This is a genomic window from Burkholderia sp. FERM BP-3421 (genome assembly GCF_028657905.1).
Classification (GTDB): Bacteria; Pseudomonadota; Gammaproteobacteria; order Burkholderiales; family Burkholderiaceae; genus Burkholderia.
In genome coordinates, this window is record NZ_CP117781.1 from 2020039 (window position 1) to 2037613 (window position 17575).

At 68.3% G+C, this 17575-nt stretch carries 14 protein-coding genes; 3 read left to right on the top strand and 11 right to left on the bottom strand.

All coding sequences use genetic code 11. The features are described 5' to 3' along the window. A complete protein-coding gene (locus Bsp3421_RS11920; RefSeq protein ID WP_443111436.1) occupies nt 1-1056 on the top strand; it encodes a DMT family transporter in 1056 nt (351 codons plus the stop codon). A 226-nt stretch (nt 1057-1282) separates the two neighbouring features. Here the strand turns inward: Bsp3421_RS11920 and Bsp3421_RS11925 are convergent, their stop codons facing one another. The 9 genes from Bsp3421_RS11925 to Bsp3421_RS11965 form a co-directional block, all read right to left on the bottom strand. Beyond that, the gene (locus Bsp3421_RS11925; protein WP_273996166.1) at nt 1283-2524 is read right to left on the bottom strand and encodes an NRAMP family divalent metal transporter; all 1242 of its coding nucleotides are present in this window, start codon (nt 2522-2524) and stop codon (nt 1283-1285) included. A 265-nt stretch (nt 2525-2789) separates the two neighbouring features. Next, on the bottom strand, nt 2790-4379 hold the full coding sequence (gene ilvA, locus Bsp3421_RS11930) for a threonine ammonia-lyase, biosynthetic (RefSeq protein WP_273996167.1): 1590 nt from the start codon (nt 4377-4379) through the stop codon (nt 2790-2792). 185 nt (nt 4380-4564) lie between these two features. Beyond that, on the bottom strand, nt 4565-5509 hold the full coding sequence (ppk2, locus tag Bsp3421_RS11935) for a polyphosphate kinase 2 (RefSeq protein ID WP_273996168.1): 945 nt from the start codon (nt 5507-5509) through the stop codon (nt 4565-4567). Nucleotides 5510-5581: 72 nt separating this feature from the next. Then, the gene (locus tag Bsp3421_RS11940; RefSeq protein ID WP_443111511.1) at nt 5582-7030 is read right to left on the bottom strand and encodes an OmpW family outer membrane protein; all 1449 of its coding nucleotides are present in this window, start codon (nt 7028-7030) and stop codon (nt 5582-5584) included. Between the two features lie 10 nt (nt 7031-7040). Next, nucleotides 7041-8336: an HlyD family secretion protein gene (locus tag Bsp3421_RS11945; protein ID WP_273996169.1), complete on the bottom strand. Its 1296-nt coding sequence runs from the start codon at nt 8334-8336 to the stop codon at nt 7041-7043. Between the two features lie 12 nt (nt 8337-8348). After that, nucleotides 8349-9371 (bottom strand): hypothetical protein, encoded by a 1023-nt coding sequence (locus Bsp3421_RS11950; RefSeq protein ID WP_273996170.1) that lies wholly within the window; start codon nt 9369-9371, stop codon nt 8349-8351. Next, nucleotides 9368-11488 (bottom strand): peptidase domain-containing ABC transporter, encoded by a 2121-nt coding sequence (locus Bsp3421_RS11955; protein WP_273996171.1) that lies wholly within the window; start codon nt 11486-11488, stop codon nt 9368-9370. The genes Bsp3421_RS11950 and Bsp3421_RS11955 overlap by 4 nt, the downstream gene beginning before the upstream one ends. Nucleotides 11489-11621: 133 nt before the next feature. Beyond that, nucleotides 11622-11804 (bottom strand): hypothetical protein, encoded by a 183-nt coding sequence (locus tag Bsp3421_RS11960; RefSeq protein ID WP_273996172.1) that lies wholly within the window; start codon nt 11802-11804, stop codon nt 11622-11624. Between the two features lie 231 nt (nt 11805-12035). Then, on the bottom strand, nt 12036-12209 hold the full coding sequence (locus Bsp3421_RS11965; RefSeq protein ID WP_273996173.1) for a hypothetical protein: 174 nt from the start codon (nt 12207-12209) through the stop codon (nt 12036-12038). A 370-nt stretch (nt 12210-12579) separates the two neighbouring features. Here Bsp3421_RS11965 and Bsp3421_RS11970 point away from each other — a divergent pair, with 370 nt between their 5' ends. After that, nucleotides 12580-13917: a TolC family protein gene (locus tag Bsp3421_RS11970; protein WP_273996174.1), complete on the top strand. Its 1338-nt coding sequence runs from the start codon at nt 12580-12582 to the stop codon at nt 13915-13917. Nucleotides 13918-14138: 221 nt separating this feature from the next. Here Bsp3421_RS11970 and Bsp3421_RS11975 read toward each other — a convergent pair whose 3' ends face one another. Together Bsp3421_RS11975 and ggt are read right to left on the bottom strand one after the other, a co-directional pair. Beyond that, nucleotides 14139-14804, bottom strand: a complete 666-nt coding sequence (locus Bsp3421_RS11975; RefSeq protein ID WP_273998365.1) for a glutathione S-transferase family protein — start codon at nt 14802-14804, stop codon at nt 14139-14141. Nucleotides 14805-15059: 255 nt separating this feature from the next. Then, nucleotides 15060-16778, bottom strand: a complete 1719-nt coding sequence (gene ggt / locus Bsp3421_RS11980; RefSeq protein ID WP_273996175.1) for a gamma-glutamyltransferase — start codon at nt 16776-16778, stop codon at nt 15060-15062. A gap of 273 nt (nt 16779-17051) precedes the next feature. Here ggt and Bsp3421_RS11985 point away from each other — a divergent pair, with 273 nt between their 5' ends. Further along, nucleotides 17052-17570, top strand: a complete 519-nt coding sequence (locus Bsp3421_RS11985; protein ID WP_273996176.1) for a metal-dependent hydrolase — start codon at nt 17052-17054, stop codon at nt 17568-17570. Nucleotides 17571-17575 lie beyond the last annotated feature (5 nt).

Consider the following 17575-nt stretch of genomic DNA (forward strand, 5'->3'; position numbering starts at 1 on the left):
GTGTCCATGCGTACCGGCCGCCCGCACGCCGCCGCGTTCACCGCCCTCCTCGCCGCCGCGCTGTTCGGCGCCACGACGCCACTCGCGAAAGCCTTGCTCGGCAGCCTGTCGCCGTTCATGGTCGCGGGGCTGTTCTACCTCGGCAGCGGCCTCGGTCTCGCGATCGTGACGCTGCTGCGCCGGCCGCCCGCGGGCGCGGCCCGCATTCCGCGCGCCGAATGGCCGTGGCTCGCGGCCGCGATCGCGGCGGGCGGCGTCGCCGGGCCGGCGCTGCTGATGCTCGGGCTCGCCGCCACGCCCGCCGCGACGAGCGCGCTGCTGCTGAATCTGGAAGGCGTGTTCACAGCGCTGATCGCCTGGATCGTGTTCCGCGAGAACGTCGACGGGCAGATCCTGCTCGGCATGCTCGCGATCGTCGCGGGCGGCGCGCTGCTGTCCTGGCAGCCCGGCCCGGGCGGCCTGACGGCGGGCGCCCTGCTGGTGGCGGGCGCCTGCGCATGCTGGGCGATCGACAACAACCTGACGCGCAAGGTGTCGACCCACGATGCGGTCGTCATCGCCTGCATCAAGGGGCTCACGGCGGGCGTCGTCAATCTGTCGATCGCGGCGGCGCTCGGCGCGCCGCTGCCCGGCGCGGGCGTGGCCGCCGCCGCGCTGGTGACGGGCTTCGCCGGCTACGGCGTGAGCCTCGTGCTGTTCGTCGTCGCGCTGCGCAACCTGGGCAGCGCGCGCACCGGCGCGTATTTCTCGGTCGCGCCGCTGATCGGCGTCGCGCTGTCGCTGCTGCTGTGGCCGGCGTGGCCCGGCGTGACGTTCTGGCCGGCCGCGCTGCTGATGGCCGCGGGCGTCGCGCTGCATCTGCGCGAGCGCCATGCGCATCCGCACACCCACGAGCCCATCGAGCACCATCACAGTCATTCGCACGACGCGCACCACCAGCACGAACACGACTTCGCGTGGGATGGACGGGAGCCGCATGCGCATCCGCATCGCCACCTGCCGATCACGCACACGCACGCGCACTATCCCGACATCCACCACCGGCATTCGCACTGAAAAGCGCCGATGCGACGGATCGCGGGGGCGGGCGGCTCGCCGCCCGTTCCGTCAAGCAAACGCACGGCAAGACGGAACCCGATCCGGCCCGCCTCCGCGCGAGCCGGATCGGCCGGGGCGGCATCGGCTCCGCCATGCCCATCCTGGCACTGCGTGCGTGCTCAAGAGCGCGCGGCGCTGTCGGCGACATGTTCCACCGAGGCGTCGAGCGCCCCCTCGCCCCGGCTCACGCGAGCCAGCCGAACACCGCGCCCGCGACCCCGGCCGCGCTGACCGCCAGCGCGATCGCCGCCACGCTCCATAGCCGCGCGCCGCGCAGGCGCTGGGCGGGCGGCAGCGCGGTCGCCGCCAGCGCGACCAGCAGGCCGATCACGAGCGGCAGCATCACCGCGTTGACCACCTGCGCGGCGACGTTCAAGGACACGAGGTCAGGCACCGCCCATACGATCCCCGCGCAGCCCACGACGGCCGCGCCGTAGATGCCGTAGAACCACGGCGCGCGCGCGGGCCGCGCTTCGAGCGAGCGCGAATAGCCGGCGACCTCGCCGAGCCCCCACGCGAGCGCCAGCGAACAGACGATCGCCGCGACCATCGACGCGCCCAGCACGCCCGCGCCGAACAGCACGCGCGCGGCGGCCGCGCCCATCACCGGTTCGAGCGCGACGCTGATCTCGCCGACGCTTTGCAGCGCATGCGGCGCGCCCGCGAGCGTCGCCGCGGCCGCGACCAGCACCGCCCCAGTCAGGCATTGCGTGAGCACCGCGCCGAGCGCGGTCTCGACGCGCGCCGCGCGATAGTCGTCGGGCCCGAGCCGCTGGTCGACCACGGCCGCCTGCTGGTAGAACACCATCCACGGATTGAAGGTCGCGCCGATCAGCGCGGCGGCCAGGTAGGCGAAATGCGGATCGCCGAGCGGCGGGCGCAAGGCCTGCGCGGCGAGCGCGTGCCAGTCGGGCGCGGCCTTCCAGGCGACCGCGAAGAACATCAGCTCGAAGCCGCCGATCAGCATCGCGACCTTGTCGACGCGCCGGTGCGAGCCCGTCAGCGCCACCAGCACGAGCACCAGCACCGCGAGCGCGAGGCTCACCCCGCGCGGCACGCCGAACATCTCGCCCACGCCCGCGACCCCGGTGAACTCGGTCACGAGCGAGCCGAGCACGGCCACCACGAGGCCCGCGACGGAGACCCACGCCCACCCCGCGCCGAAGTGCGCGCGCACCAGCTCGCCGTGACCGCGCCCGGTGAAGATGCCGAGCCGCACGGTCAGCGCCTGCACCACGTACAGCAGCGGAATCAGCGCGAGCAGCAGCGGCAGCAGGCGCGCGCCCCATTCCGCGCCGGCCTGCGCCGCCGTGACGACATTGCCGGCGTCGCAGTCGGCGAGCATCACGAGCAGGCCCGGCCCCCACAAGGCCAGCCAGCGCAGGCGGGAAGCGGAAAGCGGACGAGGTGCGGTGGAACCTGACATGGGCGGCCAAGAATGGATAACGGCCGAACCGGATCGGCTCGACGGCGACGCGCGGATTGTAGCGCCCCGCTTCTGTCACCGCGCCTGCGCGCGCCCTTCAGCGCGATTACACGCCCGCGCGGCGCCGTGGCGCGCGGATAATGCGGGAACCCCGCAACCCGCCTCCCCCTCGTCATGAACACCTACCTCCTGCTGGGCATCGGCTTCGGCGCCGGTCTGCTGATCGCCATCTGGGGCATCTGGAAGCTGCGCTGACCCGCCTGCGTCAGGCGAGGAACAGCCGGTACGCGGGATTGCCGCTTTCCTCGCGATACGGGTAGCCGAGCGTCGCGAGAAATCCCGCGAACGCCGCCTCGTCGGCGGGCGGCACCTGCAGGCCGACCAGGATCGAGCTGCAATCGGCACCCTGATTGCGGTAATGGAACAGGCTCACGTTCCAGTCGGGCGCCATCGCCGACAGGAACTTCATCAGCGCGCCCGGCCGCTCCGGAAACTCGAAGCGGAACAGCCGCTCGTCGCGCGCGAGCGGCGAACGCCCGCCGACCATGTAGCGCACGTGCTGCTTCGCCAATTCGTCGCCCGACAGATCGACGGTCGCGAAGCCGTGCGCCTCGAAATCGGCCGCGATCCGGGCCGATTCGTCGCGCTGCCGGATCTGCACGCCGACGAACAGATGCGCCGTGCGCGCATCCGCGATGCGGTAGTTGAACTCCGTCACGTTGCGCTCGCCGATCCGTTCGCACAATCGCCGGAAGCTGCCGCGCACCTCGGGCAAGGTGACCGCGAACACCGCCTCGCGCGCCTCGCCGACCTCGGCGCGCTCCGCGACGAAGCGCAGCCGGTCGAAGTTCATGTTCGCGCCCGAGGTGATCGCCACGAGCGTCCGGCCTTCGATCCCCTCGCGCGCCGCATACCGCTTCGCCCCGGCCACCGCGAGCGCACCCGCGGGCTCCAGCACGCCGCGGGTGTCCTGGAACACGTCCTTGATCGCCGCACACAGCGCGTCGCTGTCGACCGTCAATACCTCGTCGAGATACAGACTGCACAGCCTGAACGTCTCCGCGCCGACCAGCTTGACCGCCGTGCCGTCGGAGAACAGCCCGACCTCGGCCAGCTCGACCCGTTCGCCCGCGCGCAACGACTGCGCCATCGCGCACGAATCCTCGGTCTGCACGCCGATCACGCGGATCTCCGGGCGCAGCGCCTTCACGTAGGCCGCCACGCCGGCCGCGAGGCTGCCGCCGCCGATCGGCACGAAGATCGCGTGGATCGGCCCCGGGTGCTGATGCAGCAGCTCCTTCGCCACGGTGCCCTGGCCGGCGATCACGTCGGGATCGTCGAACGCGGGGATGAAGGCGAGATCGCGCGCGCGTTGCAGTTCGAGCGCGTGCGCATAGGCGTCGCTGTACGACTCGCCGGCCAGCACCACCTCGACCGCCGCGCCCCCATGCGCGCGCACCGCGTCGACCTTCACCTGGGGCGCGGTGCGCGGCACCACGATGGTTGCCTTGACGCCGAGCCGCGCCGCCGCGAGCGCCACGCCCTGCGCGTGGTTGCCCGCCGACGCGGTGATCACGCCGCGCGCGCGCACGTCGGCGGGCAGGTTCGCCATCTTGTTGTACGCCCCGCGGATCTTGAACGAGAACACCGGCTGGGTATCCTCGCGCTTCAGCCAGACCGGATTGCGCAGGCGCGCGGACAGATCGCGCGCGGGTTCGAGCGCGGTTTCCACGGCGACGTCGTAGACGCGCGCATTCAGGATCCGCTTCAGGTAAGCGTCGAACGGACGGGCGCGGGGCGCGGCGGCGTCGGTCTCGGTGTCGGGCTCGGCGAGCGCCGCGTCGAAGGTCTGCATGGGAAGCTCCTGGTGCGTGTCGGATCCCAGGAGACGGAAACAAAAAACCCGCCTCGTGGGGCGGGTTGTCGTGACAGCTTGATACGTGCGCTAACCCACCATTCGGAGAATGATGGTAATAATGCGCGCGATCGGAAAGCCGTGACGGTTCATGGGCGCAAGCATCGGCGATGCCCGCGCGTTTGTCAATCCCCCGACGGCGGAGGCAATTCCGGCACCATCATGTCGGCCGGCACCGGACGCCGGATGTAGTCGGCGTGGTGCTCGCGACTCGGCAGCTGCACCGCCTCGCGCTCGACCTCGTGGTACGGCACCTGGCTCAGCAGGTGGTGGATGCAGTTCAGGCGCGCGCGCTTCTTGTCGACCGCCTGCACGACCCACCACGGCGCCTCCGGGATGTGCGTGCGCGCGAGCATCTCTTCCTTCGCCGCCGTGTAATCCTCCCAGCGACGCCGGCTTTCCAGGTCCATCGGGCTCAGCTTCCACTGCTTGAGCGGATCCTCGATGCGGCTGTGGAAGCGCGACTCCTGCTCCTCGTCGGTGATCGAGAACCAGTACTTGACGATCTGGATCCCGCTGCGCGCGAGCATCTTCTCGAACTCCGGCACCGAGCGGAAGAATTCCTCATACTCATCGTCGGTGCAGAAGTTCATCACGCGCTCGACGCCCGCGCGGTTGTACCAGCTGCGGTCGAACAGCACGATCTCGCCGCCCGCCGGCAGATGCGCGGCGTAACGCTGGAAATACCACTGGGTGCGCTCGCGGTTGTTCGGCGCGGGCAGCGCCGCGACACGGCACACGCGCGGGTTCAGGCGCTGCGTGATGCGCTTGATCACGCCGCCCTTGCCGGCCGCGTCGCGGCCCTCGAAGATCACGACGAGCCGGTGGCCGGTGCTCACGACCCAGTCCTGCAGCTTCACCAGTTCGCCCTGCAGCCGGAACAGCTCGCGGAAATAGTGCTTGCGCGCCTCGCGACGCTCGGCGCTGAACAGCAGGTCGTCGCTGTCGAAACGGCGGTCGTCCAGCTCCATTTCGAGTTCTTCGTCGTAGGCGTCGACCAGGTCTTCCTCAAGCTGGCGCCGCCGCCCGTGCAGGTCCGTCGCGCCGGGCCGCGCATCGTTCTCGTTCATGTTCCGCCTCCTTCCGCATCGCAGGGTATTGCCCCGATTATCGCAGGTGCGAATGTCAGCGGGATTACCGGCTCAAAACCGATAATTGAGCAGAACCGTCCCCAGCACCGGATTCGCGGCGATATCCGTCGTGTTCGACGCGAGCACGCCGCTCGGCTGGTTGATGTTGAGCGTGATCGTCGTGCGCAGCGGAATATAGGTGATCATGCCCGTCACCCACAGCCGCCGCGTGATCTGATAGCTCGCGCCGACCGTGAAGACCGGCTCCCAGACGCTCTTGATCGTCGCCGACACGGTCGTGTGCGCCGGCAAGGCCAGATTCGCGCCCGCCTCCAGCAGCTTCTGGATCGCGTCCGGGTCCTGCAGCAGCGACTGCAGCGAACCGATCTTGTCGCCCGCCGCCAGCAATCCCCCCAGCGACGCGAGTTTCCGGTCGAACACGGCCGTGAGATTGGTGCTGGTGAAGCGCGCATAGCTGATGCCGAGCCCGACGAATGGCCGGAAGCGGTCGTCGCGCTCGCCGAGGTAGTACTTGAAGACGGTCGACGCGAGCCAGGCGCGCGTCGAGCCGAGCGGATTGCTGTCGGCATTGCCGAGGTCGATCAGCGGCAGCTTGCCCGACACGCCCGGGAAGATCTTGTCGAGCGGCAGGCCGATGCCGCCGTGGCCGCGCAGCGTCAGGATCGGCGGAATGCCTGCGCCCAGCTCGGCCGCCCAGTGCTCGGTGAAGAAATGCGTGAACGTCATCGCGAGCGTGTTGGTGTTGCTCAGCGAGACCTGGCTGCCCGGGTTCGTGAAACTGCCGAGCCCCAGCGCGCCCGTCTTCGTCACGACCGGCGTCGAGCGGCCCGTGGTCGCCACGAAGTGCCAGCCGACGCCGATCATGTTGCGATCGTCGCCTTCGAGCTGCTCCATCAGCGACGGCCCCTGCGCCGCCGGCAGATCGGGCAGCCGATCCGGGTCGATCGGATGCAGTTCGTACGGCATCCGGTCGTAGCGCACGCCCGCGACGAAGCGCGGCGACGCGCCCGCCGGCGGCCGCACGGGCTCGGCGCCGCCGGGCGCGGGCGCGGGCGACGCCTCGGCGTCGGCGTCGCGGCGGGGGCGGCCGTCGTCGCCGTCGCTGTCGTCGTCCGCGAAGCCGATGCCGTCGCGCCCCGGCGGCGCGGCAGGCGCGGCGCCCGGCGCGCGCTGGCCGAGCGTGAGCTTTTCCGCGCTCAGGCGGCGCGGTTCGGGCGGCGGCATCGCCTCCACGGGCGGGCCGACCGGCCGCGCGCGCCGCTCGCCGGGCGCGAGCGTGGGCCCCCAGGCGTCCGCGTCGAAACCCGGCGCGTCGCCGCCCGGCAGGAAACCGATGCCGTCCGCGCCGAGCGGCGCGCGCGGCAGGCCCTGCGCGTGCGCCGAGCAGGCCCACGCGATCAGCGTCGCGCCCAGCCAGCAGGACAGTGGCGTACGCAGCGGCGCATGCAGCGGCGCGCGCACGCTGCGCGGGGTGCCGGGACGACGGTGCGACGAGCCGATCCGCATCGGCTCAGGCCGGCGTGCCGAACATCCGCTGGCGGATCCGGTACAGCGGCTCGAACAACCATTCGAGCAGGCTGCGCTTTTCCAGCACGATGTCAGCCTTCAGCGTCATCCCCGCCTTCAGCGCCAGCGGCTTGCCCTCGAAGCGCGGCGCGCGGTCGGACAGCTCGACCCAGCACTTGAAATAGGTCTGCGGCGGCCCGGAATCGGCCGGCAGGTTCAGCTCCTTCGCCGTGAACGCGACGGGCGACACCGACAGCAGCTTGCCGCGATAGGTGCCGAACTTCTCGACCGGATAGCTGCCGTAGGCCAGCTTCACCTCCTGCCCCGGCTTCACGAAGCCGGCCTTCGACGACGGAATGTACAGCTCCGCGATCAGGCCGTCGGCGCGCGCGGGCAGGATCTCGACCACGCGCGTGCCGGGCGGGTCGATCACGCTGCCCTTCACCACGTCGAGCCGCACGATCTGGCCGTCCGCCGGCGCATACAGCACCTGGTTCACGGTCTCGTCGATATTGAATTCCTTCGAATTCAACTCCTCCTGCTTGATCTTCAGTTCCGCGTTCGAGCCGTCGTACTTGCTCTGCACCGTCTCCAGGTCGCCGCGCAGCTTCATGCCGTTCTTCACGAGGTCGGCCTTGCGCAGCAGCAGGTCCTGGTAGGCCTGGCTCGCCTGCAGGAACTGCGTGTTCACCTGGTTGTACTGCTCCAGCGTGACGACCTGCTCGTCCAGCAGCTGCTTCACGCGCCCGCGCCGCTCTTCGTACTCCGACATGATGCGTTTCTGGTCCTGGATCTGCTTGTCGATCAAGCCCCGGCTCTCGCCGAGCGCGCCGATCTGCTGATTGATCTGGTCGAGCGTCGAGCGGTATTCGAGCCGCGCCGCGTCCATCTGCTGATCGACCTCGACGCGCTGCCGCTTGATCGCCTCGCGCATCCCCTGCACGTTGTTGACCTGGGTGACGAAACTCGTGTCGCGCGTGACGCTCAGCAGCTTGTCGCCCGCGCGCACGCGCTGGTCCTTGCCGACGAACACGTCGCGCACCGCCCAGCCCGGCGGCGCGCCGACGCCGATCAGCCCCGCGCGCGGCGTCAGCATGCCCATCACGCTCTCGGTGTTCGCATAGGTCAGGTTGATCAGCGCGACGATGAACGCCGCGAACATCGCGATCGACAGGTAGCAGAAGAAGCGCATCGACACCGGCACGTCGACCACGCCGTTGATGACGGTGCCGAACGTCGTGCCGCGCATCAGCTTGCGCGGCGTCTTCTGTTCTCGAAGCGTCGTGATCCAGGTGGGCATGGGGTCGGCTCGTCAGGAATGGCGCCACGCGCGCGACGCGGCGTACGCATCGGGCTCCAGCAGCGGCGAAGGCATCAGGTAGGGCGTGAAGTGTTCCCAGAAGTGCCATTGTTCAGGGTGCGCGAGGAGCGCCGCCTCGAGCCGGTCGACGATGCGCTGGTGCGTGGCCAGCACCGGCGAGCGCTGCTCGGCGTCGCCGAGGAAGCGCGGCGCGACGGGCGCGTCCAACTGCACGAAATGCACGGCGCAGCGGTCGCGGAACGGCACGCCGGTCGCATACGAGACGAGCAGTGGAATGTCGTGCTCGACGGCGAGCTTCACCCCGCCGCCCGCGAGCCTGACCCAGCGCCCGCCGAGGCGGCACGGGTTGGTCTTGCCGAAGCGGCCGTGCAGGTCGGAGAACAGCAGGAACACCGGCTGCTCGCGCTTCAGGCTCACGACCAGCCGCCGCAGATGCACGCGCTGCTCGATGTCGATCAGCTCGATCCGGCCCGCGCCGTATTCGTTGACGAGACGGTTCGCATCGTCGAAGAACGCGCCCGGCGCGTCCTTGTGCATCACGATCATCAGCTTGCGATCGGCGGGCACCAGGAACCGAAGCTTCGTGACGAACAGCATCAGGTTGCCGAAATGCAGCCCCGCGAGCATCAGCGGGCCGCCGCGCGCGAGCGCCTCGTGCAGCTCGGGCTCGCCGTGGCAATCCATCCGGTCGAGCAGCGCCTTCATCGACGCGAGGCTGTGCGAGCGCAGCATCAGGCCCGCCGCCTCGGCCTCGAACAGCTCGCGCACGATGCCGTTCGCCACGCCGCGAATGCGCAGCGGATCGTCGTTCAGATGCGCGCCGAGCAGATGCCTCACCGAGGTCTCGATCGACTGGCGGATCGACGGGAACAGCCGCAGGCAGGTGCACGCGCAACCGTTCATCATGCGCAGGCCGCGCTCGGGCGGCCGCGCGAGCGCGACGCGCCGCACCACGCGGCGCACGAAATAGGCGTAGGAAAATGCATTGAACAGGAACAGCCGCAGCAGGTTCATCGCGACGCCTCCGCCAGATAGTGAGCCGGATCCGCGACGCTCAGCACCCCGTCGCGCATCTCGTAGATACGGTCGACCATCGACAGGATCGACGCGTCGTGCGTGACCAGCACGATCGTGCACGGCAGCGTCAGCACGTTGCGGCAGATCTCGTGGGTGGTCGCCTGGTCGAGGTTCGACGAGAACTCGTCGAGGATCAGCAGGCGCGGTTCGCAGTACAGCGCCCGCGCGATCAGGAGGCGCTGCATCTGCCCCGCCGACAGGAATTTCTGCGTATCGCCGAGCGGCGTGTCGTAGCGATGGTCCAACTGCTCGACCTCGTCGTGGATGCACGCGAGCCGGGCTGCCTCGAACATCGCCGTCAGCCGCGGCGCGGGCGCGAAATTGGTGATGTTGTCGCGGATCGTGCCGCGAAATAGCTGGTCGGACTGCGTGACGGCGGCGATGTGCCGGCGGTACAGCCGCAGGTTGACCTCGGTGAGATCGACCCCGCCCACGAACACGGCGCCGGGCGCAGGCGCGTACAGCCCGCAGATCAGGTTGAGCAGCGTGGTCTTGCCGCTGCCCGTGCGGCCGACGATCGCGATCTTCGCGCCCGCCGGCACGTCGAGGTCGATGCCGTGCAGGATCGGCCGGCTGCCGCCCTTCGGCGTATAGCTGAGCGCGCGGATCGACAGCGCGCCGTCGAAGCCGTCGATCGGCCGCACCGCCGCATCGGGCGCGGGCTCCTCCGTCTCGGCCTGCAGCACGTCGGCCACGCGATCCATGTGCACCTGCAGGATGTTGCGCCGCAGGTAAAGCTGGATCGAGTCGATGAACTTGTCCGCGAACAGGTTCTTGTACTGGATGAACGCGTAGATGATGCCGATCGTGCTCTGCCCGTGCATCACGAGCCACGCGCCGTACGTGACGATCACGAGCTGCTCGACGTGCACGATCCCCTTCGAGATCGCGTCGAACAGCAGTTGCAGGCGCTCCTGCTGGCGGATCGCCTGCAGCTTCTGCGTGAACGCGTTGACCCACAGGTTGCTGCGCGAGGTTTCCGACGACAGCAGCTTGATCGAGTGCGCGGAACGGATGTTCTCGATCAGCAGCGCATCGGCCTCCGCGCCGCGCGTCAGGATCTGCGACATCGCGTCCTGCAGCTGCGGCTGGATCGCAAGGCGGCTCAGTGCGAACAGCACCATCCCCGCGAGGCTGATGCCCGCGAGCACCGGGCTGTAATACAGCATCAGCACGAGCGTCAGCACGCAGGTCACCACGTTCAGCAGCCCGCCGATCAGCCCGTCGACCAGGAAGCGGCCGATCTCCGCCACCGAGGCCACGCGCGAGATCGAATCGCCGGTGTTGTGGAACAGGAAATAGGCGATCGGCAGGCGCGCGAGATGGCCGACCATGTTCGACGACAACTGCTGCGCGACGATGTTGCGCAGGTAGCTCTTGATGTTGCCGACCAGGTTCGCATACAGCGTGTCGAACAGGAACACGATGCCGAACAGGATCGTCAGCAGGTACAGGATGTCGATGTCGGTCTTCTTGAGCGCCTCGTCGATCGTCAGCTGCACGTAAGACGGCCCGAGCAGCAGCAGCAACTGCGCGGCCACTCCGCCCGCGACGCCGAGCAGGATGCTCTTGCGGATTCCCGTCAGGCCGACCAGGTAGTCGCGCAGCCGGATCCGGTCGCCCGGCCCCGCGTGCTTGAAACCGATGTCGGGATTGAGTTCCAGCGCGTAGCCGGTGATGTGCGTGAGCGCCTGCGTGAGCGGCAGGCGGGTCTCGCCGAGCGCCGGATCGATGATGTGCACGGTGCCGTAGCAGACCTGGGTCAGCACCACGTAGTGGTTCATCCCCCAGTGCAGGATGCACGGCAGCTTCAGCGCATCGAGTTCGGCCGCGTCGAATTGCAGCCCGCGCGCGCGCATCCCGAGGTCGTTCGCGATCTCCATCAGATCGAAGAACGACAAGCCGGAATCGATCTTCACCGGATAGCGGTTGCGCAGCGTGCGCAGGGTCGTCTCCCGGCCGTGCCAGGTCGCGATCATCGCCAGGCACGCCAGACCGCACTCCGTCACCTCGTCTTGCAGGACTGGCCTGACTTTATTCGTATTGAACAGCATGGGCGGACATACGCTGAACACGGCAAGGCCGGTCCGCGCGCAAGCCGGCCGTCGCGAAACGGCCGCGCGCGGACGCGACACGGGCGCCGCGCCCGGTCAGCCGGGCGCGGCGGCGGCGAATGCGGGACGCGGGTCAGCTCGACCCGAGCGCGATTTTCAGTTGGCTGGCGGCCTGCGCCTGGTATTGCGTCATGAGCCCGTTGATCACGGGGGTGATCGCCTGGTTCGCCAGCGCGACGGTGTACGCGGCAGAGCCCGCGTACATCGAACCGCCGCCGTTGATCTGGCGTGCCTGCTGTTTCGAGATGGCTTGCATTGGGGTGGCCTTATCTCCGTGGATGTCATCGTCCCGCCCGTTTACCGACGGCCCGACCGGCCCGCCGCGCGCGAGGATGCCTCGACATCGCTGTCTCCTGATTCACCGCCGGTCAATATCCGGAATTCGGGAATAATCGTTATTTATTCCAATTGACGACGGAATGGCTTTTCATTCTGATACACCTGTTTCGCGCGGGGGGCGCCTCCCCGCGCGGGCGTTGGCGCGCCCTTACTTGCCGTTGCTGTTGAACGACTTCGGGTTCTGCAGGTAGCCGCCGAGCGTCGGCAGGAACTGGCCGAGCGCCGTCATCACCGGTGCGGCTGCCACCGCGAGGCTGCCCAGCGAGCTGATCGGGCCGCCGCCATGCACTTGCTTGGCCTGTTCCATCGTCATGACCTTCATAACTATCTCCTCGTAAAGAATAAAGATGACGCAGAGAACCTTCATTGATATGCCAATGGCATTAATAATCGAACGACATTTATTTGATTATCGCCACGATTACGAGCCGAATTCAGGCTATCATGCGCTCAGTTTGGATACAAGGTGGCCGGCCGGTCTTATATAAGGGTTTTTCGGCGTCGGAAAATGATACTAAAGCGGCATCTGTTTAAACCTCTCAATTAAAACGTTTAAATGAATGCGCGCATGCCTTGGCGCTGCGCGAAGGATGGAGGCGACGATGTTTGAAACACGCGGCGCGTACATGACAACCGCATTTCGGCGTACGGGTTTTCACCTATCAAGAAATTTCCACAGCGTGAATGTTCGTATGACTTACCTAATGGTCGGCGTTGCGGTCGCGCTACTGGGCACCGGTTCCAGCGCATTCGCCTTTTGTCTCGACGACGCGTATCAGCACGCACTCACGAATGATCCGAAATTCCTGCAGGCGCAGGCGGAATACGACGCCGCGCGGCAGAAGTATCCGCAGGCCCGCGCGCAGATGCTGCCGCAGGCCAGCATGCAGCTCGAATGGGGCCGCTACGGCACCCACGCGAACCTGTTCGGCCTCGATGTCTCCAGCAACAGCACGGCGGCGTATGGCGCGGCGCAGGTCACGCAGGCGCTGTTCAACATGCCCTATCTGTACGATCTGAGCCGCGCGAAGGAATTCGAGGAATCGGCGCGCCAGCAGTTCGAGGTGGCGAAACAGGAGCTGATCCTGCGCGTGTCCGACGCGTGTTTCGACCTGCTCAGCGCGCGCGAGAAGCAGCAATCCGCCGACGACGAGGTGAACGCGCTCACGCGGCTCGAAAGCGATACGCGCCGCATGGCGCAGCTCGGCATGAAGACGATCGGCGACACGGCCGAGATCGAGGCGCGCCGCAGCCTCGCGCAATCCGATTCGGTGGTGGCGCGCACCGAGGTCGAGGCGCGCCGCGCGCGCTACGAGACGCTGCTCGGCTCGACCATCGATTTCGCGCGCTGGCCGCGGCTCGCGATGCGCGGCACCTCGCCGCGCATCCCGTCGGGCGACTATCAGCCGCAGGACAACCCGGCCTATCAACGCGCGTATCGCGACGTGCAGGTCGCGCGGCTCGCCGCGAAACGCATCCGCGCCGAGCACCTGCCGACCGTCGACCTGTTCGCGTCCTACTCGCGCGGCCTCAATCCGAACCTGCGCGGCCTGACCGATTCGTCGGATTTCCACCAGAGCGCGGTGGGCGTGCAGGTGACCATCCCGATCTTCTCGGGCGGCAGCGTGTATTACCGGCAGGTCGAGGCGGAACACGTGGCGACGCAGTACCAGAACCGCCTGCGCGAAGTCGAGCAGACGCTCGGCACCGACCATCGCGAAACCTTGTCGGCGCTCGAATCGATCGGCACGCGCATCCGTGCGCTGCAACAATCGCTGCAGGCCGCGCGGCTCGCCTACGAATCGTCGCTGAAGGCGCATCAGGTCGGCTACAGCACGACCTACGAAACGCTGAACCTGCGCACCGACATCTCGACGATCCGTCAGAAGCTGTTCGACAGCTATCTCGACGCGCTGAAGCTGCAACTGAAACTCAAGAGCATCCTCGGCACGCTCGACGAGCAGTCGCTCGTCGCCGTCGACGGCTTCCTCGACAGCAACGCCGCCCCCGCCGCGACGACGACGCGCTGAGCCGCGCGCGTTCCGGCAAGCATGGCGCCCGGGCGAATGCCGGGGCGCCACGCCGGACGAACACGGTTCCGACGCCGGGCGCCCGATCGCTGACGTTCAGCCGCACCGAGATCCGCGCGCGGTGGACGCGGCGTCCACGGTGTTATCGAGGCGAAAGCACGAAGGAGCCATCCAGGACGCGGCGCAAACCCATGACGACGCCACGCCTCAGCCGGCCGTCGTCAGCCGGCCGGCGACTGGCTGGTGAAAACCGCCAACTGCGCCGCGAAGGCGCGCTGGTACGCGGGCCGCGCCTCGCCGCGCGCGACGTAGGCGGCGAGGTTCGGATATGCGTCCAGCAGGCGCGATGCCCGCAACCGGATCAGCACCGCCACCATCATCAGGTCACCCGCGCTGAACGCGCCGTCGAGCCAATCCGCGCCGCCCAGGCGCTCGGCAAGCTCGCCCAGCCGGCCGCGGATGCGCTCCTGGACGAGCGGCAGGCGCTGCGCGGACCAGCTCTGGTCGCTCTCCAGGAACCGGGCGGTCTGGAGATCGAGGATCGGCGGCTCGACCGTGTTGATCGCGGCGAACATCCAGGCGATCGCGCGCGCCCTGGCGTTCGCCTCGTCGGGGAGCAGGCCCGCATGGCGCTCCGCGACATGGAGCACGATCGCCCCTGATTCGAACAGCACGAGTTCACCTTCCTCATAGGTCGGAATCTGCCCGAAAGGATGACGCGCGCGATGCGCGGGTTCCTTCATCGCACTGAGCGAAACCAGCCGAACCGCGTAAGGCTGGCCCGCTTCTTCCAGCGCCCAGCGGACCCGCATGTCGCGCGCGAGGCCCCGGCCGCGATCGGGCGACCGTTCAAAGACGGTGATGACGGGGAGCAGTGGAGCGCTCATGCTGGTTTCTCCTGGGTTGGCTGTCTCGATGCGCGCCGGACGCACACGCCCGCGCACATCTGCTCGACGGCCGGACGCGGGCGGAATCGACATCCCCCGGCGACTTTTTTCTCGAACCTCGACACCCCGCCCATGCGGGCTGCGCGACGGCCGCCATGGAAATCCATGATGAACCCAAAAAAATCGCCGCCGGGCCTCGCGGCGCGGCGGCGCTCGACGCCGGGCGCGCGCCCGGGCGTCAGGTCGAGGACCCGCTCAGCGGATGATCCGCGTCACGCCCCGGCCGCGCGGATCGGCCACCGCCTCCGGCGTATTGCCGTCGATCTGGATCACCTGGATATCCCCGCTGAAATCCTGCCCCTTCAGCGTGTAGCCCTTTTCCTCGATCCCCTTCGCCAGTTCGCCGTCGATCGGGTGGTACGGCTCCCAGAAAATCGTGTTCGGCGGCAGCAGCTGGTGATGGAAACGCATCGCGCCGACCGCCTCCTTCAGCGGCATCTTGAAGTCGTAGATGTTGCTGATCACCTGGAAGATCGACGTGAAGATCCGCGAGCCGCCCGGCGTGCCGATCACGAGCGCGACCCGCCCGTCCTTGGTCAGGATGGTCGGCGACATCGACGACAGCGGCCGCTTCTTCGGCTCGATCGCGTTCGCGTCGCTGCCGACCACGCCGAACATGTTCGCGACGCCCGGTTTCGCGGAGAAATCGTCCATCTCGTCGTTGAGCACGATGCCCGTGCCGTCGGCGATCACGCCCGAACCGAAATAGCCGTTGATCGTGTAGGTGTTCGACACCGCGTTGCCCCACTTGTCGACCACCGAGAAGTGCGTGGTCTCGGCCTTCTCCGGCATCGCGGTGCCGAGGCCCGGCTGCACGCTCTTGGTGTCCGACGGCGCGCTCGGGTTCACTTCGGCCGCGCGCCGCGCGATGTAGCCGTCGTCGGTCAGCCGCGCGACGGGCACCTTGTAGAAGTCGGGGTCGCCGAGGTATTGCGCGCGATCGGCGAACACGCGCTTCTCGATCTCGGCGACGAGATGCACGTACTGCGGCGAATTGAGCGCGACGCCGTCGAAGTCGGCCTTGCGGTCCTCCTTCATCTTCAGCAGCTGCACGAGGCCGATGCCGCCCGAACTCGGCGGCGGCGCGGTGATCACGCGGTAGCCGTTCCAGTTCGCCTCGATCGGCTGCCGCCACACCGCGCGATACTGCGCGAGATCCTCGCGCGTGATCAGCCCGCCGCCCTTCTTCATCGCATCCGCGATCAGGCCCGCGGTCTTGCCGTCGTAGAAATCCTTCGCGCCGTCGTTCGAGATGCGCGTGAGCACCGCCGCGAGATCCGGCTGCTTGAAGGTCGCGCCGGCCTTCATCGCGCCGAAGTGGCGGTCGTAGTTGGTCTTGCCGCCGAATTCCTTCGAGGCGTCGACGCCGCGCTGCGCGAGCTGCTCGTCGACGACGAAGCCGTCGCGCGCGTAGTGGATCGCGGGCGCGAGCACCTGCTTCCACTTGAGCTTGCCGAAACGCTTCTGCGCATCCCACATGCCGGCCACGGTGCCGGGCACGCCGGCCGCGCGATAGCCGTACAGGCTCATCCCCGGCACGACCTTGCCCTCCTTGTCGAGGTACATGTCGCGGGTCGCCGCGAGCGGCGCGCGCTCGCGATAGTCGAGGAAGTACGGCTGGCCGTCCTTGTAGATCGTCATGAAGCCGCCGCCGCCGATGTTGCCCGCCTCCGGATACGTGACCGCCAGCGTGAACGCGATCGCCACCGCGGCGTCGATCGCGTTGCCGCCTTCCTTGAGGATCTGCTCCGCCGCGTCCGCGCTGTACTTGTCGGCGACCGCGACCGCCGAACTGGTCAGCACCGCGCGCGGCGCGTCCTTCGCGAACGCGGGCGCGACCGGCATGAAGCCCGTCACGCCGGCCGTCACGAGCGCGACGGCGGCCGAAGTACTGAAGCGATTCACGATGCGCATTGCCTGTCTCCCACCTAACGGGTTGTCCTGGATGCATGCCGACGCATGCACTCAGCGCTTATAACATGGTGGCGTCGGTATACAAAAAGCCCGCGGGCCGCGCCGACGCCATCCCGCCGCACCGCAACAGACCGCATCCCGCCGCGCGCCAAGCCGTCGATAGTAGCCGTTAGTCGCGATATCGACTGTTTTATGCATCGACATGCGCCACGCATGCGTCGTTCTGCGAAGATAGCGCCCTTTCTTTTTTGCAGCGCACACACGCAGGTCGACATGGCATCACAGGCAGCACATCACGCGACCGGCTGGGCTGCCGGTCTCATCGCGTCAACCCTGATCGCGCATTCAGGCGCGGCGGGCCCGTGGCACGTCGGCATCTTCGTCGCATTCGCGGCGGGCGTCGCGGGCGGCACCGCGCCCGACTGGCTCGAAGTCGCCTGGTGGAGCCGCACGCGGCGGCTGTGGGTCACGCACCGCACCGTCACGCACTGGGGGCTCGGCTGGCTCGCCGCGTTCGTGATGGCCTACCGCGCGCTCGATACGCATCCGCTGTGGGCCGCGCCGCTGCTCGGCTTCGCCTGCGGCGGCCTGATGCACCTGCTCGCCGACTGGCCGAATCCGCTCGGCGTGCCGTGGCTGTGGAAGCGTCATTCGCTGCGCTGGTGGAACAGCGGGCGCTGCGACCTGCTGGTCGTGGCCGCCGCATGGAGCGGCGCGCTGTGGTTCACGCAGGCAGCCTGGGAGCGCGTGGAGCCGCTGCGCCACTGGCTCGCGTGGCTGCGCGCGGCATAGCCGCA

Excerpts from the sequence above, each read along its gene's own strand:
- Bsp3421_RS11925 (WP_273996166.1), bottom strand. The coding sequence starts at position 2,524 with ATGTCAGGTTCCACCGCACCTCGTCCGCTTTCCGCTTCCCGCCTGCGC.
- ilvA (WP_273996167.1), bottom strand. The coding sequence starts at position 4,379 with ATGCAGACCTTCGACGCGGCGCTCGCCGAGCCCGACACCGAGACCGAC.
- ppk2 (WP_273996168.1), bottom strand. The coding sequence starts at position 5,509 with ATGAACGAGAACGATGCGCGGCCCGGCGCGACGGACCTGCACGGGCGG.
- Bsp3421_RS11945 (WP_273996169.1), bottom strand. The coding sequence starts at position 8,336 with ATGCCCACCTGGATCACGACGCTTCGAGAACAGAAGACGCCGCGCAAG.
- Bsp3421_RS11950 (WP_273996170.1), bottom strand. The coding sequence starts at position 9,371 with ATGAACCTGCTGCGGCTGTTCCTGTTCAATGCATTTTCCTACGCCTAT.
- Bsp3421_RS11955 (WP_273996171.1), bottom strand. The coding sequence starts at position 11,488 with ATGCTGTTCAATACGAATAAAGTCAGGCCAGTCCTGCAAGACGAGGTG.
- Bsp3421_RS11960 (WP_273996172.1), bottom strand. The coding sequence starts at position 11,804 with ATGCAAGCCATCTCGAAACAGCAGGCACGCCAGATCAACGGCGGCGGT.
- Bsp3421_RS11965 (WP_273996173.1), bottom strand. The coding sequence starts at position 12,209 with ATGAAGGTCATGACGATGGAACAGGCCAAGCAAGTGCATGGCGGCGGC.
- Bsp3421_RS11970 (WP_273996174.1), top strand. The coding sequence starts at position 12,580 with ATGACTTACCTAATGGTCGGCGTTGCGGTCGCGCTACTGGGCACCGGT.
- Bsp3421_RS11975 (WP_273998365.1), bottom strand. The coding sequence starts at position 14,804 with ATGAGCGCTCCACTGCTCCCCGTCATCACCGTCTTTGAACGGTCGCCC.
- ggt (WP_273996175.1), bottom strand. The coding sequence starts at position 16,778 with ATGCGCATCGTGAATCGCTTCAGTACTTCGGCCGCCGTCGCGCTCGTG.
- Bsp3421_RS11985 (WP_273996176.1), top strand. The coding sequence starts at position 17,052 with ATGGCATCACAGGCAGCACATCACGCGACCGGCTGGGCTGCCGGTCTC.